Genomic DNA, 23,458 nt, shown 5'->3' with positions numbered 1-23,458 from the left:
CATGCAGCCCAAACCCCACCAAAACGCCACACTGGACGAGCGGATCACCGGCGCCCTGGTCGGCGCGGCCGTCGGCGACGCCCTCGGCGGCCCCGTCGAGGGCTACTCGCCCGAGCAGATCCTTCAGCGCCACGGCGGCCGCGTCCACGGCATCGTCGGCCCCTGGCACGGCGACGACTGGCGCACCGCCCGCCCCCTCGCCCCGTACCACAAGGGTGACGGCCACGTCACCGACGACACCTTGATGACGCACGCCCTGGTCCGCGTCTACGCCCGGGTCCGCGACCACCTCGACGCCTACGCCATCGCCGACCACCTGGTCCCCGACCTGATGACCGAGCGCCGCTGGATCCCGGAACTGGAGACCGAGGCCCTCCCCCTCCAGCGGATCTTCCTCGCGGAGAAATGGCTGGTGGCGAGGCTCCACTACGGCCACGCCGACCCGCGCGAGGCCGGCACCGGCAACATCGTCAACTGCGGCGCGGCGATGTACATGGCCCCGGTCGGCCTGGTCAACGCGGCCGACCCGCGAGCGGCGTACGCCGAGGCCCTGGACATCGCCGGCGCGCACCAGTCGTCGTACGGCCGTGAGGCGGCAGGGGTCCTGGCCGCGGCGGTGGCGGCGGCCTGCACGCCCGGCGCCACCCCCGACTCGGTCGTCTCGGCCTGCCTCTCCCTCGCCAAGGACGGCACCCGGACCGCGATCGAGCGGGTCTGCGAGGAGGCGTCCCGCCACACGGACTTCGAGTCGGCGCTGCGTCCCCTGCGCGAGGCGGTGGCCCCCTACGACACCGTCGGCCCCGACTACCGCGCCCCGTCCCTGGGCGCCCGCCGCCCGTCCCGCCTCCACGCGATCGAGGAACTCCCCGTCGCCCTGGGCATGCTGCTCGTCGCACAGGGCGACTACCGGCACGCGGTCCTCGGCGCCGTGAACTACGGCCGGGACTGCGACTCCATCGCCACGATGGCGGGCGCCCTGGCGGGTGCCCTCGGGTCCCCGGTCCCCGAGGACTGGGCCAAGACCGTGGCGGAGGCGAGCCGCCTGGACCTCTGGGAACCCGCGACCACCCTCACCGCGGTGACCCGCGAGATCTTCACCCGGGACGTCGCCCGCCGCCGCGCCCACGAACAGGCCTTCGCATCCCTCGGAGGCCGGGAATGCTCCGACTGACCTGGGTCCAGCCGGAGGACCTGCTCGGCCACGAACTCCGCCAGGCGAGCCAGGACGGCCGCGAGCCGAAGGCGATCGCGGCCCGCTGGCGAGCGGCAGGCGGCCCGGAGGCCCCGGCCACCGCGGGCGCCTCCCCCACCCCCGCGTCCCGCTACCTCCGCCAACTGGCAGAAGACCTCCTGGACGAACTGGCGGACCTGCCCAGCACGTTGACCGACGACGAACCGACGGATCTGGAGAAGATCAGGGCCGTCTGCGTCGACTGGCCGAAGCCCTCCCCCACTTCGGCCGCATCCCACCAGCGCCTCGAAGCCGCGTGGCTGGGCCGGGCCACCGGCTGCCTCCTCGGAAAACCCGTCGAGAAACTCCCCCTTGAGGCCATCCGCCGACTGGCCGAAGCGACCGGCAACTGGCCTCTCACCACCTACTTCACCGCCAAGGGCGTCCCGGAAGCCCTCCTCGAAGAACACCCCTGGAACCGCCGCTCGGCGACCACCTCCCTCGCCGAGAACATCGACGGCATGCCCGAGGACGACGACCTCAACTACCCCCTGCTCAACCTGCTCCTCCTGCGACGCCACGGCAAGGCCTTCACCACCACGGACGTGGCCCGCGTCTGGCTCGACGAACTCCCCGCGGGCCGCACGTTCACCGCCGAGCGCGTCGCCTACCGCAACCTCCTCACCGGCCTGGAACCCCCGCACACCGCCCGCCACCGCAACCCGTTCCGGGAATGGATCGGCGCGCTGATCCGCGCCGACGTCCACGGCTGGACCAACCCCGGCGACCCGGCCGCCGCGGCCGAACAGGCCCACCGCGACGCCACCCTCACCCACACCGCCAACGGCGTCTACGCGGCGATGTTCGCGGCGGCCGCCATCGCGACGGCCGCGACCGGCACCGCCGACGTCCACACCTGCCTCCGCACCGGCCTCACGGTCGTCCCGCCCCGCTCCCGCCTCGCCCGGGCAGTCCGCCAGGCCATCGAACTGGCCCACGAGCACGCCGACTTCGACACGGTCGTCGACGCACTCCACGCCACCCACGCCGCCGGCCACCACTGGGTGCACGCCGTGCCCAACACCGCCCTGATCGCCGCCGCCCTCACCCACGCCGACGGCGACTTCACCGGCTCCGTCTGCCGCGCGGTGAGCGGCGGTTGGGACACCGACTCCAACGGCGCCACGGCCGGCAGCGTCGCCGGCCTGCTCGCCGGGCACCCCGCGGCGCTCCCCGACCGCTGGACGGCCCCGCTGAAGAACCGCCTGTCCACCTCCGTCGGCGACTTCAACGGCATCGGCTTCGACACCCTCGCCCACCTCACCCACCGGGAGACCCACCGCTCATGACCGCGCCCCTGCCCGCGCCCCTCACCGGCCTGCGCGTCCTCGACCTCGCCACCCTCTTCGCCGGCCCGATGGCCGCCACCCTGCTCGGCGACTTCGGCGCGGAGGTCATCAAGGTCGAACACCCCAGGAAACCGGACCCCTCCCGCGGCCACGGCCCCTCGAAGAACGGCGTGGGCCTGTGGTGGAAGATGCTCGGCCGCAACAAACGCACCATCACCCTGGACCTGTCGAAGCCCGGCGGCCGGACCGCCCTGCTGCGCCTCGCCGCCACCGCCGACGTGATCGTCGAGAACTTCCGGCCGGGCACCCTGGAGAAGTGGGACCTGGGCTGGCCGGAGCTGTCGGCCGCCAACCCCCGCCTCGTCCTGGCCCGCGTCACCGGCTTCGGCCAGTTCGGCCCCTCCGCGCACCGCCCCGGCTTCGGCACCCTCGCCGAGGCGATGAGCGGCTTCGCCGCGATCACCGGCGAACCGGACGCGCCCCCGACCCTCCCGCCGTTCGGCCTGGCCGACGCCATCGCGGGCCTGACGACGGCGTACGCGGTGATGACGGCCCTCGCCGCCCGCGACCGCACCGGCGAGGGCCAGGTCGTCGACATGGCCCTGATCGAGCCGATCCTGGCCGTCCTCGGCCCCCAGCCCCTCTGGTACGACCAGCTCGGCCACGTCCAGCCCCGCACCGGCAACCGCTCCCCCAACAACGCCCCGCGCGGCGTCTACCGCACCGCCGACGGCACCTGGGTCGCCGTCTCCACCTCCGCCCAGTCGGTCGCGGAACGCGTGATGCACCTGGTCGGACGCCCCGAACTGATCGACGAACCCTGGTTCGCCACCGGCGCCGACCGCGCCCGCAACGCCGACGTCCTGGACGAGGCCGTCGGCTCCTGGATCGCCGAACGCACCCGCGCCGACGTCCTCGCGGCCTTCGAGAAGGCGGAGGCGGCGGTGGCCCCGGTGCAGGACATCCGGGACGTGATGGCGGACCCGCAGTACCAGGCCCTGAACACCATCACCACCGTCGACGACCCGGAACTGGGCCCCCTGCGCATGCAGAACGTCCTCTTCCGCCTCTCCGCCACGCCCGGCGCGATCCGCTGGGCCGGCCGCCCGCACGGCGCCGACACCGACGAGGTCCTCACCGAGCTGGGCCTGTCCCCGGCCGACCTCACGGCGCTGCGCGCGGAGGGCGCCCTGTGACGGCGTTCCCGCTCACCTGGCTCTACGCCCCGGGCGACCGCCCGGACCTGGTGGCGAAGGCCCTCACCAGCGGCGCCGACATCGTCGTCGTCGACCTGGAGGACGCGGTCGCCCCCGACCGGAAGGAGTACGCCCGCGCCGCCACCGCCGACCTGCTCACCGACCCGCCACCGGTGCCGGTCCACGTCCGCGTCAACGCCCTGGCCGGCCCCTGGGCCGAGCGGGACATCGCCACCCTCGCGCAGGCCCCGGGCCTGTCCGGACTGCGCCTGCCCAAGGTGACCTCCCCGGCCGAGATCACCCGCGTCGCACCCCGAGCCGCCGCCGGGCTGTACGCCCTGCTGGAGACGGCCCTCGCCGTGGAACAGGCGTACGCCGTCGCCACGGCCCACCCGAATCTGCGCGGCATCGCGCTCGGCGAGGCGGACCTCCGGGCCGACCTGGGCGTACGCGACGACACGGGCCTCGCCTGGGCCCGCTCCCGGGTGATCGTCGCGGCCCGGGCCGCGGGCCTGCCCCCACCGCCGCAGTCGGTGCACCCGGACATCCGGGACCTGGAGGGCCTGGCCGCCTCCTGCGCGCACGGCCGCGCCCTGGGCTTCCTGGGCCGCGCCGCGATCCACCCCCGCCAGCTCCCGGTGATCGAGCGGGCCTATCTGCCCTCCGAGGAGGAGATCGAGCGGGCCGAGACGGTCCTCAAGGCGGCCGCCACGCAGCAGGGCGCGCAGGCCCTGCCGGACGGCCGCTTCGTCGACGCGGCGGTGGTGACGGCGGCCCAGCGCACCCTGTCCCTGGCCCGCCGCCGCTGACACCCCCACACGCACCGAGGGCGCCCAGATCGTGCCGGGCGCCCTCGGTGTCGTACAGCGATGTGTCAGGTCTTCTTCGCCGACCCTGCCTCGTCCTTGGCCGTGCTCTTGGCGTCGCCGTCCTCGCTCTCGCTGTCGGCGTCGCCGCCGGACGTGTCGTCGGCCGCGTCGCCGGAGGCACCCGGCTCCACCACTTCCTCCCGGCCGGGCCGCTTCCTCGACGACAGCACCAGGTACGTGACGGCGAGCAGGAAGACCAGGATCGCGGTCCAGACGTTCAGCCGGACGCCCAGGATGTGGTGGGCGTCGTCGACCCGCATGTACTCGATCCACGCCCGGCCGGTGCAGTACGCGGCGACGTACAGCGCGAACGCCCTGCCGTGTCCGAGGCGGAAGCGGCGGTCGGCCCAGATGACCAGGAACGCGACGCCGACGCACCACAGCGACTCGTACAGGAACGTCGGGTGGTACGTGCCCGGCACCCGGCCGTCCGCGGAGGAGGTGATCTCCAGCGCCCACGGCAGGTCGGTGGGCTTGCCGTACAGCTCCTGGTTGAACCAGTTGCCCCAGCGGCCGATGGCCTGCGCGAAGGCGATGCCCGGCGCGACGGCGTCGGCGTAGGCGGGCATCGGGATGCCCCGGCGGCGGCAGCCGATCCAGGCGCCCAGCGCGCCGAGCGCGATCGCGCCCCAGATGCCGAGGCCGCCCTCCCAGATCTTGAAGGCGTCCACCCAGTCACGGCCCTCGCTGAAGTACAGCTCGTAGTCCGTGATCACGTGGTAGAGGCGGCCGCCGACCAGGCCGAAGGGCACGGCCCAGACCGCGATGTCGGCCACCGTGCCGGCCCGCCCGCCCCGGGCGATCCAGCGCTTGTTGCCGAGCCAGACGGCAACGAAGACGCCGATGATGATGCAGAACGCGTAGCCGCGCAGCGGAATGGGGCCGAGGTACAGCACCCCGCGTGACGGGCTGGGAATGAAGGCAAGTTCCATGGCAAGGTCGACGCTACCGTGCCGAACCGGGCCCCGGGCAGGGGGCCCGGCTACGGGTCCATAACAGGGGCGTGAGAAAACGCCTTACGCCTTGTTCGCCTCTTGCACCATCTGCTTCAGCTTGGCCGGGGTCATCGTCCGGTCCTGGTAGATGTTCTTGCCGTCGAACAGGACGGTCGGCGTGCCCGAGAAGCCGCCCTTGTCGAAGGCCTGGTGGGATTTGGCGACCCAGGCGTTGTGCGTGCCGTCCTCGACGCAGCGGCGGAAGGCCGGGGTGTCGAGGCCGTCGACCTTGCCGGCCAGCTCGATCAGCTTGCGGGTGCTCGCGTAGGCGTCGTCGATCTCGGGTGGCTGGTTGTCGAAGAGCACGTCGTGGTACGCGGGGAACTTCCCGGCGTCCTGGGCGCAGGCCGCGGCGTTGGCCGCGTTGCGGGAGCCGCTGCCGCGCATGTTGCCGTCGATGAGGGTGACCAGGTGGTACTCGACCTTCAGCTGGCCGGCGTCGGTCAGCTCGTGGATCACCGGCCGGTACGCCGTCTCGAAGGACTTGCAGGCCGGGCAGCGGAAGTCCTCCCACACCGTGAGCGTGGACTTGGCGCTGTCCTTGCCGACCGGGATCGCGAGGCCGTCCTTGCCCTGGGCTCCCGAGGGGGCCACGACCGGGCCCGAGGCCTCGCCGCCGTCGTCCTTGCCGGCGTTGGCCGCGACGACGCCGATCACCGCCGCGAGTCCCAGGACGGCGACGACGGCGCCGCCGACGATCAGCGCGCGCCGGCGCTTCTCCGCGGACTTCTGCTTCTCGCGCTCGGCCGCCATCTTCTCCCGGGCGGTGCGCTTTCCCTCACGGTTCTTCTCGCTCACACCCCGGAAACGAACCGGGGAGGCGCACCGCGCCTCCCCGGCCTCAGGTCCACCCGTACGAGGGACCTGTATGACTTCCGGCTTTCTTACGCCTGCCCGCGCACGCCCTTGGCGAGGTCGCCGGCGAGCGCGCGCACGGCCTCGACACCGGCCGCGTCGTCGGGGGCGTCGAGCATCGCCTTGACGAAGGCCGAGCCGACGATCACGCCGTCGGCGAAGCCGGCGACCTCGGCGGCCTGGGTGGCGTTGGAGACGCCGAGCCCGACGCAGACCGGCAGGTCGGTGCCGGTGGCCCGGGTGCGTTCCACCAGGTCCTGGGCCTGGGAGCTGACGGTGGCGCGGGTGCCGGTGACGCCCATGAGGGAGGCGGCGTAGACGAAGCCGCTGCCCGCCGCGGTGATCCGCGCGAGCCGCTCGTCCTTGCTGCTGGGCGCGACGACGAAGACGGTGGCGAGACCGTGCTTCTCGGCGTGCTCCCGCCACAGCACCGACTCCTGCACGGGCAGGTCCGGCAGGATGCAGCCCGCGCCGCCCGCCTCGGCCAGCTCGGCGGTGAACCGCTCGACGCCGTAGCGGTCGATGGGGTTCCAGTACGTCATGACGAGGACGGGCTTGCCGGTGGCCCGGTGGGCCTCGCGGACCGTGCGCATCACGTCGGCGATCTTCACGCCGCCGCGCAGGGCGATGTCGTCGGCGGTCTGGATGACGGGGCCGTCGAGGACGGGGTCGCTGTGCGGCAGGCCCACCTCGACGACGTCGGCGCCGCCGTCCAGGGCGGCCTTGATCGCCTCGATGCCGCCGTCGACGGTCGGGAAGCCGGCCGGGAGGTAGGCGATGAGGGCGGAGCGCCCCTCGGACCTGGCCGCGGCGAGGGTGTCGCTCAACAGCTGGATGTTGCCGCTCACTTGACGTCCCCCTCGATCTCGGCGGTGTCGGTGTCCGCGTCGGCGGCGACCTCGGCGTCGGTGTCGTAGAGGCCGAAGTAGCGGGCGGCGGTGTCCATGTCCTTGTCGCCGCGGCCGGACAGGTTGACCACGATCAGCCCGTCCTTGCCCAGCTCCTTGCCGACCTCCAGGGCGCCGGCCAGGGCGTGGGCGCTCTCGATGGCCGGGATGATGCCCTCGGTGCGGGACAGCAGGCGCAGGGCCTGCATGGCCGCGTCGTCGGTGACCGCGCGGTACTCGCCGCGGCCGGAGTCCTTGAGGTAGGAGTGCTCGGGGCCGATGCCCGGGTAGTCCAGACCGGCCGAGATCGAGTAGGGCTCGGTGATCTGGCCCTCGTCGTCCTGGAGGACGTAGGAGCGGGAGCCGTGCAGGATGCCGGGCTCGCCGGCGGTCAGGGTCGCGGCGTGCTCGCCGGTGTCGACGCCGTGGCCGGCCGGCTCGCAGCCGATGAGGCGGACGGACTCGTCCGGGATGAAGGCGTGGAAGAGGCCGATGGCGTTGGAGCCGCCGCCGACACAGGCGACGGCCGCGTCGGGGAGGCGGCCGGCGCGCTCCAGGAGCTGGCGGCGGGTCTCGACGCCGATGACGCGGTGGAAGTCGCGGACCATGGCCGGGAAGGGGTGCGGTCCGGCGACGGTGCCGAAGAGGTAGTGGGTGTGGTCGACGTTGGCGACCCAGTCGCGGAAGGCCTCGTTGATGGCGTCCTTCAGCGTGCGGCTGCCGGACTTCACGGCGATGACCTCGGCGCCGAGCATGCGCATGCGGGCCACGTTGAGGGCCTGGCGCTGGGTGTCGATCTCGCCCATGTAGATCGTGCAGTCGAGGCCGAAGAGGGCGCAGGCCGTGGCCGTGGCCACGCCGTGCTGGCCGGCGCCGGTCTCGGCGATGACCCGGGTCTTGCCCATGCGCTTGGTGAGCAGCGCCTGGCCGAGGACGTTGTTGATCTTGTGGGAGCCGGTGTGGTTGAGGTCTTCCCGCTTCAGGAAGACGCGGGCGCCGCCGGCGTGCTCGGCGAACCGGGGCACCTCGGTGAGCGCCGAGGGGCGGCCGGTGTAGTTGACCAGGAGGTCGTCGAGTTCCCTGGCGAACTCGGGGTCGTGCTTGGCCTTGTCGTACTCGACGGCCACCTCGTCGACCGCCGCGACGAGGGCCTCGGGGATGAACTTGCCGCCGAAGGCCCCGAAGTAGCCTTCGGGGTTGGGGGTTTGACCCTCGGGGTCGGGGATGAAGAACTGGCTGGGCATGCGTGTACCTCACGGTGAGTGTGTGTGGAATGCACTAGTCGCCGTGGGGGGCAGGGTTCGCTGTTGACCGCGGGCCGTAGGTGGCTGGTCGCGCAGTTCCCCGCGCCCCTAAAAGCCCTGCCATCGCATGCCGTTCACCTGGCCCGGCTCGTCACCGATGACGTAGCGGACGCGGCGGCCGTGGACGCGGCGCGCGGGCGCACGGCAGCCGCGGGGGCGGCAGCCGCGCGCGAGGCGGGCGTACCGGTCCACGGTCGTCATGGTGAGAGTCATCGGGGCAAGCCTAGCGGGTGATCAGCTCCGGCCGTGCCGGAGTGCGGGGTGCTCGCCCGCCGCCACCAGGTCGGAGACCGCCGTCTTGGGGTCCTTGCCGGTGACGAGGGACTCGCCCACCAGGACCGCGTCGGCGCCGGCGTTGGCGTAGGCGATGAGGTCGTGCGGGCCGCGGACGCCGGACTCGGCGATCTTGATGATGTGGCCGGGGATCTCCGGGGCCACCCGCTCGAAGGTGCCGCGGTCGACCTCGAGGGTCTTGAGGTTGCGCGCGTTGACGCCGATCACGCGGGCCCCGGCGTCGACCGCGCGCTCGACCTCGTCCTCGTCGTGGACCTCGACGAGCGGCGTGAGCCCGATGGACTCGGCACGCTCGATGAGGGACTCCAGGGCGGGCTGGTCGAGGGCGGCCACGATCAGCAGCACGACGTCGGCGCCGTAGGCGCGGGCCTCCCACAGCTGGTAGGACGTGACGATGAAGTCCTTGCGCAGGACGGGGATGTCCACGCGGGCGCGGACCGCCTCCAGGTCGGCGAGCGAGCCGCCGAAACGGCGCTGTTCGGTGAGGACGGAGATGACGGCAGCGCCGCCCGCCTCGTAGTCGGCGGCGAGCCCGGCCGGGTCGGCGATCGCGGCCAGCGCGCCCTTGGACGGGCTGGAGCGCTTGACCTCGCAGATGACCTTGACGCCGTCGCCGCGCAGGGCGGCCGCGCCGTCCTTGGCCGCGGGAGCCTTCGCCGCGCGCTCCTTGAGCTCGTCGAGGCTGACGCGCGCCTGCCGCTCCGCGAGGTCGGCACGGACTCCGTCGATGATCTCGTCGAGCACACTCACGCGAGCGGCCCCCTTCCAGACTCTTGACAGTTCCAGCGACCGATCGGCAAACCGATGGTCACTGCGATGGTATCCGCAGCGGGGCGAAGGCTTCGCATCCGGTTGACGCCGGTCCCAGTACCTGGACATCCGCCAGTTGATCAAGGGTGGAGCCAGCCACCGAAGGGCAGGTTCCGGACAACCGTGAAGACCAGCAGCAACGCGCCGAAGCCCCACACCAGCCCCGGGTGGGGGTCGATCCGCAGCGGGCGCCCGCGTACCGCGTGGACCACCCATACGGCCCACAGCGCGAAGAAGGCCAGATAGCCGACGACGGCGAGCGCGTTGGCGTGCAGGGCCGCGGGGAGGTCGCCGTGGACGAAGGCGTGGGCGCTGCGCAGTCCGCCGCAGCCGGGGCAGTACAGGCCGGTGTGGTGCAGCAGCGGGCAGACGGGGTAGTGGCCGGGTTCGTTGGGGTCCACCGCGCCCACGTAGGCGAAGGCGGCGGCGACGGCCGCGAGGATCCCGGCGGGGGCGGCCAGGCGGCCCGGGAGGCTGTGCGTCGCTCTTCGGCTGTCGGCGTTCACGCCAGGCATTGTGCCCCGCACACGCCTGAGGGGCGGTCCCGGCACCCGAATGCCGGCCGCCCCTCGGCGACAACCCGGTGTTCCGCCGGGATCAGCCCTGGGCGCGGACCGGCTCGCGGTCGCCCGTCATCTTGTGCGGCGCGTGCAGTTCCTTGGGCTGGCCCAGGCCCATCATCCGCATGATGCCGCCGACGACACCGCCGAGCAGCACGACGACCATGCCCGCCCAGAAGCCCACCGGCTGGTCCATCACCATGAAGGCGCCCGCGACGCAGAAACCGATGAAGGCGATGATGACACCGGTCCAGGCGGCCGGGGTGTGACCGTGGCTGCTGCCCGCCATTGCTTGCTCCTCGTTGCTGTGTGCGTGTCTGAGCAGGACGCTCGTGCCCATTGTCCCGCACGCGCGCGTGGCCGGTGAGCGGGGGTGCTCCTGGGATGCTCCCCGCTGCTCCGTGTGGCTCAGGCCCCGGTCGGGTCCTCGCCCCGGTCGAGTGCCTTCCACAGGTCCTCGGGCCGGTCGGGGTCGACGGCGGGGGCCTTGCGGCGCTGCTGGGGCGCGCCGCCGCGCTCGTAGCGGCCGGACATCGCGGGCCACAGCCGGCCGTAGCGCAGGGCGAGCAGCCCGGCCAGCAGGATCAGGACGCCGCCGGCGGCCGCGACGTACGGCCAGGCGGTGTGGCTGAGGGCGGCCACGGAGGCGGAGGTGTCGCCGGAGGCCTGGGCGGCCTTCTCGTCGAGCGCGGAGCTGTCGGAGGCGCCGAGCAGGGCGGCGGCGACGGTGCCCGCGCCGGAGAGCGCCAGCAGCACGGCCACGACGACCCGGCCGGCCCGGCGGACGGCGAAGACGGCGACGAGCGCGGCGAGGCCGACTATGGCGAGCGCCGCGGGGACGCCCGTGACGTCGCTGCCGCTGGCGGTCAGCGGGAAGGCGCCGCCGGCCACCGTCGCGGTGCCCTCCGACCACTGCTGCCGGGTGGCGAGGAGCGCCACGGCCGCGCCGAGCGCGCCGCACAGCAGCGCGACGGCGAGGCTCAGGCGGCCGGCCCGGGCGGATCCGGCGGCTTGGGAACGGGGGTGAGGTACAGCAGTCACGTACCCCACTATCGCCTGAACCCCGGGCGAACCGTCACCCGGGGGCCGTCTCAGGCCTTTCCCAGCCGGTTCGCCGTGTGCACGGCCCGCAGGACGGCGGCCGCCTTGTTGCGGCACTCGGTGTCCTCGGCGACCGGGTCGGAGTCGGCGACGATGCCCGCCCCGGCCTGCACGTAGGCGGTGCCGTCGCGCAGCAGGGCGGTGCGGATGGCGATGGCCGTGTCGGAGTCGCCGGCGAAGTCGAGGTAGCCGACGCAGCCGCCGTACAGGCCGCGCCGGGACGGCTCCAGTTCGTCGATGATCTGCATGGCGCGGGGCTTGGGGGCGCCGGAGAGGGTGCCGGCCGGGAAGCAGGCGGTGAGGACGTCGAAGGCCGTGCGCCCGGCGGCCACGCGGCCGGTCACCGTGGAGACGATGTGCATCACGTGCGAGTACCGCTCGACGGACATGAAGTCGACGACCTCGACGGAGCCCGGCTCGCAGACCCGCCCCAGGTCGTTGCGCCCCAGGTCGACGAGCATGAGGTGCTCGGCGCGCTCCTTGGGGTCGGCGAGCAGCTCGTCGGCGAGGGCCTGGTCCTCCTGCGGGGTGGCGCCGCGCCAGCGGGTGCCGGCGATGGGGTGGACCATGGCCCGGCCGTCCTCGACCTTGACCAGGGCCTCCGGGGAGGAGCCGACGACGTCGAAGCCGTCGAAGCGGAACAGGTACATGTACGGCGAGGGGTTGGTGGCCCGCAGCACCCGGTAGACGTCCAGCGCGCTCGCCGTGCACGGCGTCTCGAAGCGCTGGGAGGGGACCACCTGGAAGGCCTCGCCGGCCCGGATGCGCTCCTTGATGTCCTCGACGGCCTCCTGGAAGTCGGGGCCGCCCCACAGCGCGGTGTACTCGGGCAGCTCGGAGGGCGGGAGGACGGCCGGGGGCTGGGCGACCGGGCGGGAGAGGTCGGCCTCCATGGCGTCGAGCCGGGCGACGGCGTCGGCGTGGGCCTCGTCGACGCCGGTCTCCAGGTCGTTGTGGTTGATCGCGTTGGCGATCAGCAGGACCGAGCCCTCCCAGTGGTCCATGACGGCCAGGTCGCTGGTGAGGAGCATGGTCAGCTCGGGCAGCTTCAGGTCGTCGCGGTCGCCGGGGCCGATCTTCTCCAGGCGGCGGACGATGTCGTAGCCGAGGTAGCCGACCATGCCGCCGGTGAAGGGCGGCATGCCCTCCTGGTGCGGGGTGTGCAGCGCCTCGATGGTGGCGCGCAGGGCGGCGAGGGGGTCGCCTTCGGTGGGGACGCCGACGGGCGGGGCGCCGAGCCAGTGGGCCTGCCCGTCGCGCTCGGTGAGCGTGGCGGCGCTGCGGACTCCCACGAACGAGTAGCGGGACCACGAGCGGCCGTTCTCAGCGGACTCCAGCAGGAAGGTGCCGGGGCGCTCGGCGGCGAGCTTGCGGTAGAGCGCCACCGGCGTGTCGCCGTCGGCGAGGAGCTTGCGGGTGACCGGGATGACCCGCCGGTCGGTGGCGAGCTTGCGGAACGTCTCGAGGTCCATGGCGGCTGACCTTACTGATCCGGGGCGGAGACGTCGGAGCCGCCGTCGTCCTTGACGAGGACGTCCTCGTCGAAGCAGGTGCGGGCGCCGGTGTGGCAGGCGGCGCCGACCTGGTCGACCTTGACCAGGACGGTGTCGGCGTCGCAGTCGAGGGCGACGGACTTCACCCACTGGACGTGGCCGGAGGTGTCGCCCTTGACCCAGTACTCCCGGCGGCTGCGCGACCAGTACGTGCACCGGCCGGTGGTGAGCGTGCGGTGCAGGGCCTCGTCGTCCATCCAGCCGAGCATGAGCACCTCTCCGGTGTCGTACTGCTGGGCGATGGCGGGCAGAAGGCCGTCGGCGCTGCGCTTGAGGCGGGCGGCGATCTCGGGGTCGAGACGGCTGGGCCGGGGGGACGAGCTGGTCATGCCGACCATTGTGCCGCGCGCCACTGACAGCGCAGGTGCCGTGTCCACTGGGCGGACCGGCCCGGGCCGGGAACGGCAGGTCCGCTGGGCGGAGTCGGGGGCCGGTCGTAGGCTGGCTCCATGTCGACCCATGCCAAGCGTGAACGACTTCTCCTCGCCGACCTGTTGGAGACCGCGGGCCCGGACGCGCCCACCCTGTGCGAGGGCTGGACGACCCGGGACCTCGCCGCGCACGTGGTGGTGCGCGAGCGCCGCCCGGACGCCGCCGGCGGAATACTGATCAAGCAGCTCGCGCCGCGCCTGGACCGGGTGATGGCGGAGTACACGGACAAGCCGTACGAGGAGCTGATCCAGCTGATCCGTACGGGCCCGCCGCGTTTCTCCCCCTTCTCGCTCAAGCCGGTCGACGAGATGTCGAACATCATCGAGTTCTACGTCCACACGGAGGACGTCCGGCGCGCCCAGCCCGACTGGTCCCCGCGCGAGCTCGACCCGGTCTTCCAGGACGCCCTGTGGTCCCGTCTGGAGAAGACCGCCCGCCTGATGGGCCGCGGCGTCCCGACGGGCCTGGTGCTGCGCCGCCCGGACGGCCAGACGGCGGTCGCCCAGCGCGGTACCCCGGTGGTCACGGTCACCGGCGAGCCGTCGGAGCTGGTCCTGTTCTCCTACGGCCGCCAGAGCGCCGCCAAGGTGGACCTGGACGGCGACGAGAACGCGATCGCGAAGCTGCACGAGACGAAGCAGCTCGGGATCTGAGCACGACGTGCGGCAGCCCCGGCCGCGAGCGCGGCCGGGGCTGCCGGCGGGGGCGTCACCGCACCGGGTGACCCGCTTCCCGCAGGGTGTCCTTCACCTGGCCGATCCGCAGGTCCCCGAAGTGGAACACCGACGCGGCCAGCACCGCGTCCGCGCCCGCCTCGATGGCCGGCGGGAAGTCCGTCAGCCTGCCCGCGCCGCCCGAGGCGATGACCGGGACGGTGACGTGCTTGCGTACGGCCCTGATCATCTCCAGGTCGTAGCCGTCCTTGGTGCCGTCGGCGTCCATCGAGTTGAGCAGGATCTCGCCGGCGCCCAGCTCGGCCGCCCGGTGCGCCCACTCGACGGCGTCGATGCCGGTGCCGCGGCGGCCGCCGTGGGTGGTCACCTCGAAGGAGCCCGACTCCGTGCGGCGGGCGTCGACCGAGAGGACCAGGACCTGGCGGCCGAAGCGCTCGGCGATCTCACGGATCAGGTCGGGGCGGGCGATGGCGGCGGTGTTGACGCCGACCTTGTCCGCGCCGGCCCGCAGCAGCTTGTCGACGTCCTCGGCGGTGCGGACGCCGCCGCCGACGGTGAGCGGGATGAACACCTGCTCGGCCGTGCGGCGCACCACGTCGTAGGTCGTCTCGCGGTTGCCCGACGAGGCGGTGATGTCCAGGAACGTCAGCTCGTCGGCGCCCTCGGTGTCGTACACCTTGGCCATCTCGACGGGGTCGCCCGCGTCGCGCAGGTTCTGGAAGTTGACGCCCTTGACGACCCGGCCGTTGTCCACGTCCAGGCAGGGGATGACTCGGACCGCCAGGGTCATGAATCCACCGTTCCTCTGAATGCCTCTAGTTCCACCGACACCAGGACGCGCGGGTCGACGAAGCCGTCCACCACGAGGAAGGACGCGACCGGGCGCACCGAGTCGAACAGCTCCTTGTGGGCCCGGCCCACCTCGTCGAGGTCGCGCGTGTGTGCCAGATACATTCGCGTCCGGACCACGGACCCGATACCGAGCCCGAACTCGCCGATCGCTTCGAGGGCACTGGTGAAGGCCGCCTTGGCCTGCTCGTACGGGTCGCCCTCCCCGTACAGCACATCCCCCTTGAAGGGGGTCGTGCCCGCCACCAGCACCCGATCGCCCGCCGCCACGGCGCGTGCGAAACCGAAACTCTCTTCCCAGGGACTTCCGCTCTGCACCCGCCGCACGGCTTCGGACGTCATGACGACACAGCCTCCAAGGCTTCTTCCAGGGTGAACGCCTTCGCGTACAGCGCCTTCCCTACGATCGCGCCCTCGACACCGAGCGGGACGAGCGCGGCGATCGCACGGAGGTCGTCGAGCGACGAGACACCGCCGGAGGCCACCACCGGGCGGTCCGTCGCCGCGCAGACGTTCTTCAGCAGCTCCAGGTTGGGGCCCTGGAGCGTGCCGTCCTTGGCGATGTCGGTGACGACGTAGCGGGCGCAGCCCTCCTTGTTGAGGCGCTCCAGCGTCTCGTAGAGGTCGCCGCCGTCGCGGGTCCAGCCGCGGCCGCGCAGGGTGGTGCCCCGGACGTCCAGGCCGACGGCGATCTTGTCGCCGTGCTCGGCGATGACCTTGGCGACCCACTCCGGGGTCTCCAGGGCGGCCGTGCCCAGGTTCACGCGGGTGCAGCCGGTGGCGAGGGCGGCGGCGAGGGTGTCGTCGTCGCGGATGCCGCCGGACAGCTCGACCTTGATGTCCATCGCCTGGGCGACCTCGGCGATCAGCTCGCGGTTGTTCCCGGTGCCGAAGGCGGCGTCCAGGTCGACCAGGTGCAGCCACTCGGCGCCGGAGCGCTGCCAGGCGAGGGCGGCCTCCAGCGGGGAGCCGTAGGAGGTCTCGGTGCCGGACTCGCCGTGGACCAGGCGGACGGCCTGGCCGTCGCGGACGTCGACGGCGGGGAGGAGTTCGAGCTTGCTCACAGGGTTCCGATCCAGTTGGTGAGGAGCTGGGCTCCGGCGTCGCCGGACTTCTCGGGGTGGAACTGGGTGGCCCACAGGGCGCCGTTCTCGACGGCCGCGACGAACGGCTTGCCGTGGGTGGACCAGGTGACCTTGGGGGCCTCGATGGCCGGGTTGTGCGTCTCCAGCGACCAGTCGTGGACGGCGTAGGAGTGCACGAAGTAGAAGCGGGCGTCGGCGTCCAGGCCGGCGAAGAGCCGCGAGCCGGGCGCCGCCTCGACGGTGTTCCAGCCCATGTGGGGCACGATCTCGGCCTGGAGCGGCTCGACGGAGCCGGGCCACTCGTCGAGGCCCTCGCTCTCCACGCCGTGCTCGATGCCGCGGGCGAAGAGGATCTGCATGCCGACGCAGATGCCCATGACCGGGCGGCCGCCGGAGAGCCGGCGGTCGACGATCCAGTCGCCGCGTGCCTCGCGCAGGCCCTTCATGCAGGAGGCGAAGGCGCCGACGCCCGGCACGAGCAGCCCGTCGGCGTTCAGGGCCTTGTCGTAGTCACGGGTTATCTCGACGTCGGCTCCGGCGCGGGCGAGGGCGCGCTCGGCGGAGCGGACGTTGCCGAAGCCGTAGTCGAAGACGACGACCTTCTTGCGAGGGGCGCTCAATTCCACACCTCCAGCCTCACGATGCCGGCCAGCAGGCACATCGCGGCGCCGATGGACAGCAGCACGATCAGGCCCTTGGGCATCTTCTGCTTGACGAAGGAGTAGATCCCGCCGACGAGGAACAGGCCGACGACGATCAGCAGGGTCGAGATGCCGTTCACAGGGCGCCCTTCGTGGAGGGGAGGATGCCGGCGGCGCGCGGGTCGCGCTCGGAGGCGTACCGCAGGGCCCGGGCGAGCGCCTTGAACTGGCACTCCACGATGTGGTGCGCGTTGCGCCCGTAGGGCACGTGCACGTGCAGCGCGATCTGCGCCTGTGCCACGAAGGACTCCAGGATGTGCCGGGTCATGGTGGTGTCGTACTCGCCGATCATCGGCGCCATCTTCTCGGGCTCGGTGTGCACGAGGTAGGGGCGGCCGGACAGGTCGACGGTGACCTGGGCGAGGGACTCGTCCAGCGGGACCGTGCAGTTGCCGAAGCGGTAGATGCCGACCTTGTCGCCGAGGGCCTGCTTGAACGCGGCGCCGAGGGCGAGGGCGGTGTCCTCGATGGTGTGGTGCGAGTCGATGTGCAGGTCGCCCTCGGTCTTCACGGTCAGGTCGAACAGACCGTGGCGGCCGAGCTGGTCGAGCATGTGGTCGTAGAAGCCGACGCCGGTGGAGATCTCCGTCTTGCCCGTGCCGTCGAGGTCTATCTCGACGAGGACCGAGGTCTCCTTGGTCGTCCGCTCCACGCGTCCGGTGCGGCTCATGAACTCTGCTCCTTCTTCAGTGCACGGACCGCGTCGAGGAACGCGTCGTTCTCTTCAGGGGTTCCGGCCGACACGCGCAGCCACCCGGGGATGCCGTTGTCCCGGACCAGGACGCCCCGGTCGAGGATCTTCTGCCAGGCCGTGTGCGCGTCCTCGAACCGGCCGAACTGCACGAAGTTGGCGTCGGACTCGACGACCTCGTAGCCGGTCGCGCGCAGTTCGGTGACCAGGCGGTCGCGCTCGGCCTTGAGCTGCTCGACGTAGCCCAGCAGGGTGTCGGTGTGCTCCAGGGCGGCCAGGGCGGTCGCCTGGGTGACGGCCGACAGGTGGTAGGGCAGCCGGACCAGCTGGACGGCGTCGACGACGGCCGGGTGCGCGGCGAGGTAGCCGAGGCGCAGGCCCGCCGCGCCGAACGCCTTCGACATCGTGCGGGAGATGACGAGGTTCGGTCGCCCGTCGAGCAGCGGCAGCAGCGAGTCGCCGTGGCTGAACTCGATGTACGCCTCGTCCACCACCACCATCGACGGCTTCGCCGCCTGCGCGGCCTCGTACAGCGCGAGGACCGTCTCGGGCGGGACCGCGTTGCCGGTGGGGTTGTTGGGGGTGGTGATGAAGACGACGTCCGGCTGGTTCTCGGCGATGGCCGTCCGGGCGGCGGCGAGGTCGATCGTGAAGTCGTCGCCCCGGGGCCCGGAGATCCAGCCCGTGCCGGTGCCGCGCGCGATCAGGGCGTGCATCGAGTACGACGGCTCGAAGCCGATCGCGGTGCGGCCCGGCCCGCCGAAGGTCTGCAGCAGCTGCTGGATGACCTCGTTGGAGCCGTTGGCGGCCCAGACGTGGGGCAGCCCGACCTCGTACCCGGAGGTCTTCGTCAGGTACTCGGCGAGCCTGGTGCGCAGCTCGACGGCGTCCCGGTCCGGGTAGCGGTTGAGGTTCCGGGCCGCCTCGCGGACCCGCTCGGCGATGCGCTCGACCAGCGGCTCGGGCAGCGGGTAGGGGTTCTCGTTGGTGTTCAGCCGTACGGGGACGTCCAGCTGCGGGGCGCCGTAGGGGGACTTGCCGCGCAGTTCGTCCCGTACGGGGAGATCGTCGATGCGTACGTCGCTCACTTGCCCTGCGGAACCTTCCAGTCGAACCTCGCCTTGATCGCCGCGCCGTGGGCCGGCAGGTCCTCCGCCTCGGCCAGCGTGACCACGTGGTGCGCGACCTCGGCCAGCGCGTCCTTCGTGTAGTCGACGATGTGGATGCCGCGCAGGAAGGACTGGACGGACAGGCCGGAGGAGTGGCAGGCGCAGCCGCCGGTGGGCAGGACGTGGTTGGAGCCGGCCGCGTAGTCGCCCAGCGAGACGGGCGCCCAGGGGCCGACGAAGATCGCGCCGGCGTTCTTCACCCGGTCGGCCACGGCGGCGGCGTCGGCCGTCTGGATCTCCAGGTGCTCGGCGCCGTACGCGTCGACCACCCGCAGGCCCTCTTCGATGCCGTCGACCAGGACGATCGCGGACTGCTTGCCGGACAGGGCCGGGACGATCCGGTCGTCGACGTGCCGGGTGGCGGCGACCTGCGGCTCCAGTTCCTTCTCCACCGCGTCCGCGAGCGCCACGGAGTCGGTGACCAGGACGGCGGCGGCCAGCGGGTCGTGCTCGGCCTGGCTGATCAGGTCGGAGGCGACGTGGACCGGGTCGGCCGTGTCGTCGGCGAGGACCGCGATCTCGGTCGGGCCGGCCTCGGCGTCGATGCCGATCTTGCCGGTGAAGTAGCGCTTGGCGGCGGCGACCCAGATGTTGCCGGGGCCGGTCACCATGTTGGCGGGCGGGCAGGACTCGGTGCCGTGGGCGAACATCGCGACGGCCGTGGCGCCGCCGGCCGCGTACACCTCGTCGACACCGAGCAGGGCGCAGGCGGCGAGGATCGTGGGGTGCGGCAGGCCGCCGAAGTCGGCCTGGGCGGGCGAGGCGAGCGCGATGGACTCGACGCCGGCCTCCTGCGCGGGCACCACGTTCATGATCACGGACGACGGATACACCGACCGGCCGCCGGGCGCGTACAGCCCGACCCGCTCGACCGGAACCCACTTCTCGGTCACGCTGCCGCCGGGCACGACCTGGGTGGTGTGCGGGGAGCGGCGCTGCTCGCGGTGGACGATCCGGGCGCGGCGGATGGACTCCTCCAGGGCCGCGCGCACGGCCGGGTCGAGCTCCTCCAGCGCGCGCGTGAGCGCGGCGGCCGGCACCCGCACCTGGTCGAGCCTGACCCCGTCGAACCGCTCGGCGTACTCGATCAGCGCCGCGTCGCCCCGATGATGCACGTCCTCGCAGATCGGACGCACCTTCTCCAGGGCGGCCGATACGTCGAACTCGGCTCGGGGCAGCAGGTCACGCAGGGCGGGTCCCTCAGGAAGGGCGTCGCCGCGCAGATCGATTCGGGAGATCACGTGCTCAATTCTCTCAGACCCGGGTGAGGCGCCGTCCGCGCGTATCAATGGCTGATACAGCGCGTCGCGCGCAGCCGGAAGATCCCCTTCACTCCCTGCTTTCGAGTCGTCACCCAGCGGGCATGAACAGTTGTACGAAGGAACCAACCGGCGAGTACCCGGGGAGGAAGGAAGAGCTGTGACCGAGGGGGCCGGCGTGCGCGCCGGAGAGCTGCCCGACGACCTGACCGCGGCCGAGGCCGGCATGTGGCAGGCGTTCCGCAACGGCACCGTGTACGACCTGAGCAGCGGCGACGCCCTGGTGGACGATCCGCACGGCGGCCACCCGTGGGGCGAGGAGCGGACCGTGCGGGCCCGGATCGTGTGCTGGCTGCTGCTCGACGGCCCGCCCGCCCTGGCCGGCCGGGTGTCCTCGCTGAAGCTGGCCGGTGTGCGGGTCAGCGGCTCGCTGGACCTCGCGGGCGGCCAGGTGGTGCCGTACGTCGAGCTGCGCCGGTGCCGGTTCGAGCAGGACGTGCTACTGCCGGAGGCCCGCTTCACGACCGTACGGATGGTGGACTGCTCGGTGCCGCGCCTGGAGGCGGCCCGGGTGCACACCGAGGGCGATCTGCATCTGCCCCGCTGCCGCTTCCACCGCGGCATCCGGCTCACGGACGCGCAGATCGGCACGGACCTGATGCTCAACCAGGCGGTCGTGCACCGGGACCGCAGCGGCCGGTCGATCGCCGGGGACGGCATGACCGTGGGGCAGGACTTACAGGCGGAGCTGCTGGAGTCGCACGGCGAGCTGAGCCTGCGCGCCGCGACCATCGGCGTGTCGCTGAGCCTGCGCGGGGCGCGTCTGGTCAACCCGTACGAGCGACTGGCGCTGAACGCGCCGCAGCTGACCGTCGAGCGCAGCCTGTATCTGACCCCGGCGGGCGTCGGCGCCCAGGCGATGAGCGGGATGACCCCGGCGCGCGGGACCCGGATCCAGCGCTTCGAGTGCGAGGGCGGGATCCGGCTGGACGACGGGCGGTTCGGTGACGCCGTCGACTTCGAGCAGGCCCGGTTCACCCTCACGGACGACCAGGAGCTGTCGCTGCGCCGGGTGCAGACGCCGGAGCTGCGGTTCCTCGGGGAGCCTCCGGCGCGCGGGCGTGTGGTGCTGTCGGGCGCGAAGGTCATCAACCTGATGGACCGGGCGGACGCCTGGCCCGGCCCGGGGCGGCTGCACATGGGCGGTTTCGCGTACGAGAACCTGGTGCCGCGCGGGCCGTTCCCGCTGGCCGAGCGGCTGGACTGGGTGGCGGCGGCGACCGCCGAGTACAACCCGGAGCCGTACGAGCGGCTGGCGGCCGTGCTGCGGGCCGGCGGGGAGGACGAGGACGCCCGGTTGGTGCTGCTCGCCAAGCAGCGCCGGCACCGCGAGAGCCTGCCGCTCGCCGCCAAGCTGTGGGGCTACGCGCAGGACTGGACGGTCGCCTACGGGTACCGGCCGGGCCGGGCGGCCGTGTGGATGGCGGTGCTGTGGGCGGCGGGCTCGTTCGCCTTCGCGCAGGCCGGCCATCCACCGCTGAAGCGGGGCGAGCATCCGGAGTGGAACCCCACGCTGTTCACCCTCGATCTGCTGCTGCCGGTGATCGACCTGGGCCAGGTGGGTTTCTGGCAGTTGCGCGGGGGCTGGCAGTGGCTGGCGACGGCGATGATCCTGCTGGGCTGGATCCTGGCGACCACGGTCGCGGCGGGGGCGACCCGGCTGCTGCGGCGCAACTGATGGTGCTGGTGTGACCGGAGTTGTTGAACTGTCACATCTTTACGCTCTCTTGACCATCGGACGTACAACTTTCCGCAGGTTCCATGAACCCTCTGGCGCCGCCGTGACCAGCGGTCTTTCAATGGTCGGCACCATGGCGATGCAGCTGCCGTTCATCCGAGCGAGCCGGATGACAAGGACCGCTTCCCACCCCGCCGGCGAGCCGTGCGCCGACGACGAGGTGCTGCTCGACGCGCCCGACGCGCGACTGAGCCCGGCGCTGGTCGCCGCCGCCCGGGGCGACCACGGTCCGGCCACGGGGCTGCTGCTGGCCACCCGCGCGGCGGGCGAGTGGGAGCGGCGCGACCGCTACGTGACCCGGCTGGCCGCCTTCGCGCGCTCACGCCCCGAGTGGCTGGACGCCTGGCTCGCCACCTCCCCGAAGGACCCGGACGCGCTGCTGGTCGGGGCGCAGCTGGCGGTGGACCGCGCCTGGCGGTCACCGGCCCGGGCCGAGGCGCTGCGCGAGGTCAGCCCGCTGATCACGGCGGCGGCCCGGGGCGACCAGCGGGACCCGGTGCCGTGGCGGCTCGCGCTCGACCACGCCCGCGGCGCGCAGGCCGGGCACACGTACTTCGAGGAACTGTGGGCGGCGGCCGTGCGCCGGGCCCCGCACCACTACGGCTGCCACGTGGCGGCCCTGCGGTACCTGGCCACCTACTGGCACGGTTCGCACCACGAGTGCTTCGACTTCGCCGACCGGGCCGCGCAGGACGCGCCCGCCGACGCGCTCGTCCAGGCGCTCGGCGTGCGGGCGGCCTTCGGCTACCTCACCGACGGCTGCGGGCCCGAGGTGCCGCGCGAACGGCTGGACGCGGCCGCCGACCGGGCCATCGCGCTGTCCCCCCGGCTGCCGGCGGCCGACCCCTGGCCCGCCCGGATGCGGAACCTGCTCCTCTTCGTCCTGGTGCGCCTGGAGCGCTGGCCGGACGCCGCCGAGCAACTGCGGCTGAACGGCCCGTACGCCACCTCCTTCCCCTGGGACCAGGTGTCGGACGACCCGCTCGGCCACTTCCTCCGGGTGCGCGACGACGTCCGGGCCGCGGTCGCCGGCGAGCCGTCCGACCATCCACGGAGTGAACGGGGCGGACGAGTCCGCTCCGGCGACCATTAGGCTTTTGCGTCGTGACCACCGTCCGGCTCCCCCTCTTCCCCCTGAACTCGGTGCTGTTCCCGGGGCTCGTGCTCCCGCTCAACGTCTTCGAGGAGCGGTATCGCGCCATGATGCGCGAGCTGCTGAAGACGCCGGAGGACGAGCCGCGCCGGTTCGCCGTCGTGGCGATCCGCGACGGCCACGAGGTGGCCCCGAGCGCGCCCGGCATGCCCGACCCGACGGCCCTGCCCGAGCGGGGGCCGCTGGCCGGCTTCGGCCCGGACCCGGCCAAGGCCTTCCACAAGGTGGGCTGCATCGCGGACGCCGCGACGATCCGGGAGCGCACCGACGGCTCCTTCGAGGTGCTGGCGACGGGCACGACCCGGGTGAAGCTGCTGTCGGTCGAGGCGTCCGGCCCCTTCCTGACGGCCGAGCTGGAGCCGCTGGCGGAGGAACCCGGGGACGAGGCGGCGCCGCTGGCCGAGGGGGTGCTGCGGTCGTTCCGCCAGTACCAGAAGCGGCTGGCGGGCGCGCGGGAACGGTCCCTGACGACCGGCGCCGATCTGCCCGACGAGCCGGGTGTGGTGTCGTACCTCGTGGCGGCGGCGATGATGCTGGACACCCCGACCAAGCAGCGCCTGCTCCAGGCGCCCGACACGGCGTCCCGCCTGCGCGACGAGCTGAAAGTCCTTCGCTCCGAGACGGCGATCATCCGTAGTCTGCCGTCGTTGCCCGCGTCGGAGCTGACGCGGAGCCCGACGAGTCTCAACTGAAGCGGACCGGG

At 72.7% G+C, this 23,458-nt stretch carries 27 protein-coding genes; 8 read left to right on the top strand and 19 right to left on the bottom strand.

Annotated features, from left to right (window positions below):
* Position 1 precedes the first annotated feature (1 nt).
* The 4 genes from ABZ386_RS04275 to ABZ386_RS04260 are packed head-to-tail and all read left to right on the top strand — an operon-like array spanning position 2 to position 4,525.
* On the top strand, positions 2 to 1,171 hold the full coding sequence (locus ABZ386_RS04275) for an ADP-ribosylglycohydrolase family protein (RefSeq protein WP_351331800.1): 1,170 nt from the start codon (positions 2 to 4) through the stop codon (positions 1,169 to 1,171).
* A complete protein-coding gene (locus tag ABZ386_RS04270; RefSeq protein WP_356501286.1) occupies positions 1,159 to 2,520 on the top strand; it encodes an ADP-ribosylglycohydrolase family protein in 1,362 nt (453 codons plus the stop codon). Before ABZ386_RS04275 ends, ABZ386_RS04270 begins: the two co-directional genes overlap by 13 nt.
* On the top strand, positions 2,517 to 3,716 hold the full coding sequence (locus ABZ386_RS04265) for a CoA transferase (protein ID WP_356616113.1): 1,200 nt from the start codon (positions 2,517 to 2,519) through the stop codon (positions 3,714 to 3,716). The genes ABZ386_RS04270 and ABZ386_RS04265 overlap by 4 nt, the downstream gene beginning before the upstream one ends.
* Positions 3,713 to 4,525: a CoA ester lyase gene (locus ABZ386_RS04260; protein WP_351331806.1), complete on the top strand. Its 813-nt coding sequence runs from the start codon at positions 3,713 to 3,715 to the stop codon at positions 4,523 to 4,525. Before ABZ386_RS04265 ends, ABZ386_RS04260 begins: the two co-directional genes overlap by 4 nt.
* Positions 4,526 to 4,590: 65 nt before the next feature.
* On the opposite strand, the gene lgt is transcribed toward ABZ386_RS04260, so the two are convergent.
* The 11 genes from lgt to hisI form a co-directional block, all read right to left on the bottom strand.
* Complete coding sequence (gene lgt / locus ABZ386_RS04255; RefSeq protein WP_358963528.1) at positions 4,591 to 5,517, bottom strand: prolipoprotein diacylglyceryl transferase; 927 nt, start codon at positions 5,515 to 5,517, stop codon at positions 4,591 to 4,593.
* Positions 5,518 to 5,601: 84 nt separating this feature from the next.
* Positions 5,602 to 6,378 (bottom strand): thioredoxin domain-containing protein, encoded by a 777-nt coding sequence (locus tag ABZ386_RS04250; protein ID WP_355719624.1) that lies wholly within the window; start codon positions 6,376 to 6,378, stop codon positions 5,602 to 5,604.
* 86 nt (positions 6,379 to 6,464) lie between these two features.
* Positions 6,465 to 7,283: a tryptophan synthase subunit alpha gene (gene trpA, locus ABZ386_RS04245; protein WP_351331812.1), complete on the bottom strand. Its 819-nt coding sequence runs from the start codon at positions 7,281 to 7,283 to the stop codon at positions 6,465 to 6,467.
* Positions 7,280 to 8,566, bottom strand: coding sequence for a tryptophan synthase subunit beta (gene trpB / locus ABZ386_RS04240; RefSeq protein ID WP_358963525.1), 1,287 nt, complete (start codon positions 8,564 to 8,566; stop codon positions 7,280 to 7,282). Before trpB ends, trpA begins: the two co-directional genes overlap by 4 nt.
* Before the next feature lie 108 nt (positions 8,567 to 8,674).
* Positions 8,675 to 8,839, bottom strand: coding sequence for a hypothetical protein (locus ABZ386_RS04235; RefSeq protein ID WP_020271442.1), 165 nt, complete (start codon positions 8,837 to 8,839; stop codon positions 8,675 to 8,677).
* 21 nt (positions 8,840 to 8,860) lie between these two features.
* Entirely contained in the window at positions 8,861 to 9,670 is an 810-nt protein-coding gene (gene trpC / locus ABZ386_RS04230) for an indole-3-glycerol phosphate synthase TrpC (RefSeq protein ID WP_351331817.1), read from the bottom strand.
* Between the two features lie 140 nt (positions 9,671 to 9,810).
* Positions 9,811 to 10,245: a DUF2752 domain-containing protein gene (locus tag ABZ386_RS04225; protein ID WP_351331819.1), complete on the bottom strand. Its 435-nt coding sequence runs from the start codon at positions 10,243 to 10,245 to the stop codon at positions 9,811 to 9,813.
* Positions 10,246 to 10,327: 82 nt separating this feature from the next.
* Positions 10,328 to 10,579, bottom strand: coding sequence for an HGxxPAAW family protein (locus ABZ386_RS04220; RefSeq protein WP_351331821.1), 252 nt, complete (start codon positions 10,577 to 10,579; stop codon positions 10,328 to 10,330).
* 119 nt (positions 10,580 to 10,698) lie between these two features.
* Complete coding sequence (locus ABZ386_RS04215) at positions 10,699 to 11,340, bottom strand: TIGR02234 family membrane protein (protein ID WP_351331823.1); 642 nt, start codon at positions 11,338 to 11,340, stop codon at positions 10,699 to 10,701.
* A gap of 41 nt (positions 11,341 to 11,381) precedes the next feature.
* A complete protein-coding gene (locus ABZ386_RS04210; RefSeq protein ID WP_358963523.1) occupies positions 11,382 to 12,863 on the bottom strand; it encodes an anthranilate synthase component I in 1,482 nt (493 codons plus the stop codon).
* 11 nt (positions 12,864 to 12,874) lie between these two features.
* A complete protein-coding gene (hisI, locus tag ABZ386_RS04205; RefSeq protein WP_351331827.1) occupies positions 12,875 to 13,273 on the bottom strand; it encodes a phosphoribosyl-AMP cyclohydrolase in 399 nt (132 codons plus the stop codon).
* Between the two features lie 120 nt (positions 13,274 to 13,393).
* Here hisI and ABZ386_RS04200 point away from each other — a divergent pair, with 120 nt between their 5' ends.
* Positions 13,394 to 14,029 carry a TIGR03085 family metal-binding protein gene (locus ABZ386_RS04200; RefSeq protein WP_114251512.1) on the top strand — a complete coding sequence of 212 codons (636 nt, stop codon included), beginning with the start codon at positions 13,394 to 13,396 and terminating at the stop codon, positions 14,027 to 14,029.
* Positions 14,030 to 14,084: 55 nt separating this feature from the next.
* Here ABZ386_RS04200 and hisF read toward each other — a convergent pair whose 3' ends face one another.
* Genes hisF through hisD form a run of 8 tightly spaced genes read right to left on the bottom strand, consistent with a single transcriptional unit; the run spans position 14,085 to position 19,786 of the window.
* A complete protein-coding gene (gene hisF / locus ABZ386_RS04195) occupies positions 14,085 to 14,840 on the bottom strand; it encodes an imidazole glycerol phosphate synthase subunit HisF (protein WP_351331830.1) in 756 nt (251 codons plus the stop codon).
* Positions 14,837 to 15,241 carry a RidA family protein gene (locus tag ABZ386_RS04190; protein ID WP_114251514.1) on the bottom strand — a complete coding sequence of 135 codons (405 nt, stop codon included), beginning with the start codon at positions 15,239 to 15,241 and terminating at the stop codon, positions 14,837 to 14,839. Before ABZ386_RS04190 ends, hisF begins: the two co-directional genes overlap by 4 nt.
* Positions 15,238 to 15,963, bottom strand: coding sequence for a bifunctional 1-(5-phosphoribosyl)-5-((5-phosphoribosylamino)methylideneamino)imidazole-4-carboxamide isomerase/phosphoribosylanthranilate isomerase PriA (gene priA / locus ABZ386_RS04185; protein WP_358963521.1), 726 nt, complete (start codon positions 15,961 to 15,963; stop codon positions 15,238 to 15,240). The genes ABZ386_RS04190 and priA overlap by 4 nt, the downstream gene beginning before the upstream one ends.
* Positions 15,960 to 16,610, bottom strand: coding sequence for an imidazole glycerol phosphate synthase subunit HisH (hisH, locus tag ABZ386_RS04180; RefSeq protein ID WP_351331835.1), 651 nt, complete (start codon positions 16,608 to 16,610; stop codon positions 15,960 to 15,962). The genes priA and hisH overlap by 4 nt, the downstream gene beginning before the upstream one ends.
* Positions 16,601 to 16,765, bottom strand: a complete 165-nt coding sequence (locus ABZ386_RS04175) for a hypothetical protein (RefSeq protein ID WP_198678126.1) — start codon at positions 16,763 to 16,765, stop codon at positions 16,601 to 16,603. Before ABZ386_RS04175 ends, hisH begins: the two co-directional genes overlap by 10 nt.
* Entirely contained in the window at positions 16,762 to 17,355 is a 594-nt protein-coding gene (hisB, locus tag ABZ386_RS04170) for an imidazoleglycerol-phosphate dehydratase HisB (protein ID WP_003989586.1), read from the bottom strand. Before hisB ends, ABZ386_RS04175 begins: the two co-directional genes overlap by 4 nt.
* Positions 17,352 to 18,464, bottom strand: a complete 1,113-nt coding sequence (locus tag ABZ386_RS04165) for a histidinol-phosphate transaminase (protein WP_358963518.1) — start codon at positions 18,462 to 18,464, stop codon at positions 17,352 to 17,354. Before ABZ386_RS04165 ends, hisB begins: the two co-directional genes overlap by 4 nt.
* Positions 18,461 to 19,786 carry a histidinol dehydrogenase gene (gene hisD / locus ABZ386_RS04160; RefSeq protein WP_358963515.1) on the bottom strand — a complete coding sequence of 442 codons (1,326 nt, stop codon included), beginning with the start codon at positions 19,784 to 19,786 and terminating at the stop codon, positions 18,461 to 18,463. The genes ABZ386_RS04165 and hisD overlap by 4 nt, the downstream gene beginning before the upstream one ends.
* Positions 19,787 to 19,964: 178 nt before the next feature.
* Here hisD and ABZ386_RS04155 point away from each other — a divergent pair, with 178 nt between their 5' ends.
* The 3 genes from ABZ386_RS04155 to ABZ386_RS04145 all read left to right on the top strand — a co-directional run bounded on the left by ABZ386_RS04155 (position 19,965) and on the right by ABZ386_RS04145 (position 23,447).
* On the top strand, positions 19,965 to 21,542 hold the full coding sequence (locus tag ABZ386_RS04155) for an oxidoreductase (protein ID WP_351331842.1): 1,578 nt from the start codon (positions 19,965 to 19,967) through the stop codon (positions 21,540 to 21,542).
* A gap of 121 nt (positions 21,543 to 21,663) precedes the next feature.
* Positions 21,664 to 22,695: a hypothetical protein gene (locus ABZ386_RS04150; protein WP_358963513.1), complete on the top strand. Its 1,032-nt coding sequence runs from the start codon at positions 21,664 to 21,666 to the stop codon at positions 22,693 to 22,695.
* 11 nt (positions 22,696 to 22,706) lie between these two features.
* The gene (locus ABZ386_RS04145) at positions 22,707 to 23,447 is read left to right on the top strand and encodes an LON peptidase substrate-binding domain-containing protein (protein WP_351331846.1); all 741 of its coding nucleotides are present in this window, start codon (positions 22,707 to 22,709) and stop codon (positions 23,445 to 23,447) included.
* Positions 23,448 to 23,458 lie beyond the last annotated feature (11 nt).

Source organism: Streptomyces sp. NPDC006140 (assembly GCF_040628815.1).
GTDB lineage: Bacteria > Actinomycetota > Actinomycetes > Streptomycetales > Streptomycetaceae > Streptomyces.
The sequence above is the reverse complement of the archived record's forward strand: the minus strand, read 5'-3'. Positions and strand labels throughout refer to the sequence as shown.

Coding starts and splice junctions, on each gene's coding strand:
- ABZ386_RS04235 (WP_020271442.1), bottom strand. CDS start 8,839: ATGACTCTCACCATGACGACCGTGGACCGGTACGCCCGCCTCGCGCGC.
- hisB (WP_003989586.1), bottom strand. CDS start 17,355: ATGAGCCGCACCGGACGCGTGGAGCGGACGACCAAGGAGACCTCGGTC.
- trpB (WP_358963525.1), bottom strand. CDS start 8,566: ATGCCCAGCCAGTTCTTCATCCCCGACCCCGAGGGTCAAACCCCCAAC.
- hisF (WP_351331830.1), bottom strand. CDS start 14,840: ATGACCCTGGCGGTCCGAGTCATCCCCTGCCTGGACGTGGACAACGGC.
- ABZ386_RS04200 (WP_114251512.1), top strand. CDS start 13,394: ATGTCGACCCATGCCAAGCGTGAACGACTTCTCCTCGCCGACCTGTTG.
- hisI (WP_351331827.1), bottom strand. CDS start 13,273: ATGACCAGCTCGTCCCCCCGGCCCAGCCGTCTCGACCCCGAGATCGCC.
- ABZ386_RS04270 (WP_356501286.1), top strand. CDS start 1,159: ATGCTCCGACTGACCTGGGTCCAGCCGGAGGACCTGCTCGGCCACGAA.
- lgt (WP_358963528.1), bottom strand. CDS start 5,517: ATGGAACTTGCCTTCATTCCCAGCCCGTCACGCGGGGTGCTGTACCTC.
- ABZ386_RS04265 (WP_356616113.1), top strand. CDS start 2,517: ATGACCGCGCCCCTGCCCGCGCCCCTCACCGGCCTGCGCGTCCTCGAC.
- ABZ386_RS04225 (WP_351331819.1), bottom strand. CDS start 10,245: ATGCCTGGCGTGAACGCCGACAGCCGAAGAGCGACGCACAGCCTCCCG.
- ABZ386_RS04150 (WP_358963513.1), top strand. CDS start 21,664: ATGGTCGGCACCATGGCGATGCAGCTGCCGTTCATCCGAGCGAGCCGG.
- ABZ386_RS04210 (WP_358963523.1), bottom strand. CDS start 12,863: ATGGACCTCGAGACGTTCCGCAAGCTCGCCACCGACCGGCGGGTCATC.
- ABZ386_RS04275 (WP_351331800.1), top strand. CDS start 2: ATGCAGCCCAAACCCCACCAAAACGCCACACTGGACGAGCGGATCACC.
- ABZ386_RS04190 (WP_114251514.1), bottom strand. CDS start 15,241: ATGACGTCCGAAGCCGTGCGGCGGGTGCAGAGCGGAAGTCCCTGGGAA.
- ABZ386_RS04220 (WP_351331821.1), bottom strand. CDS start 10,579: ATGGCGGGCAGCAGCCACGGTCACACCCCGGCCGCCTGGACCGGTGTC.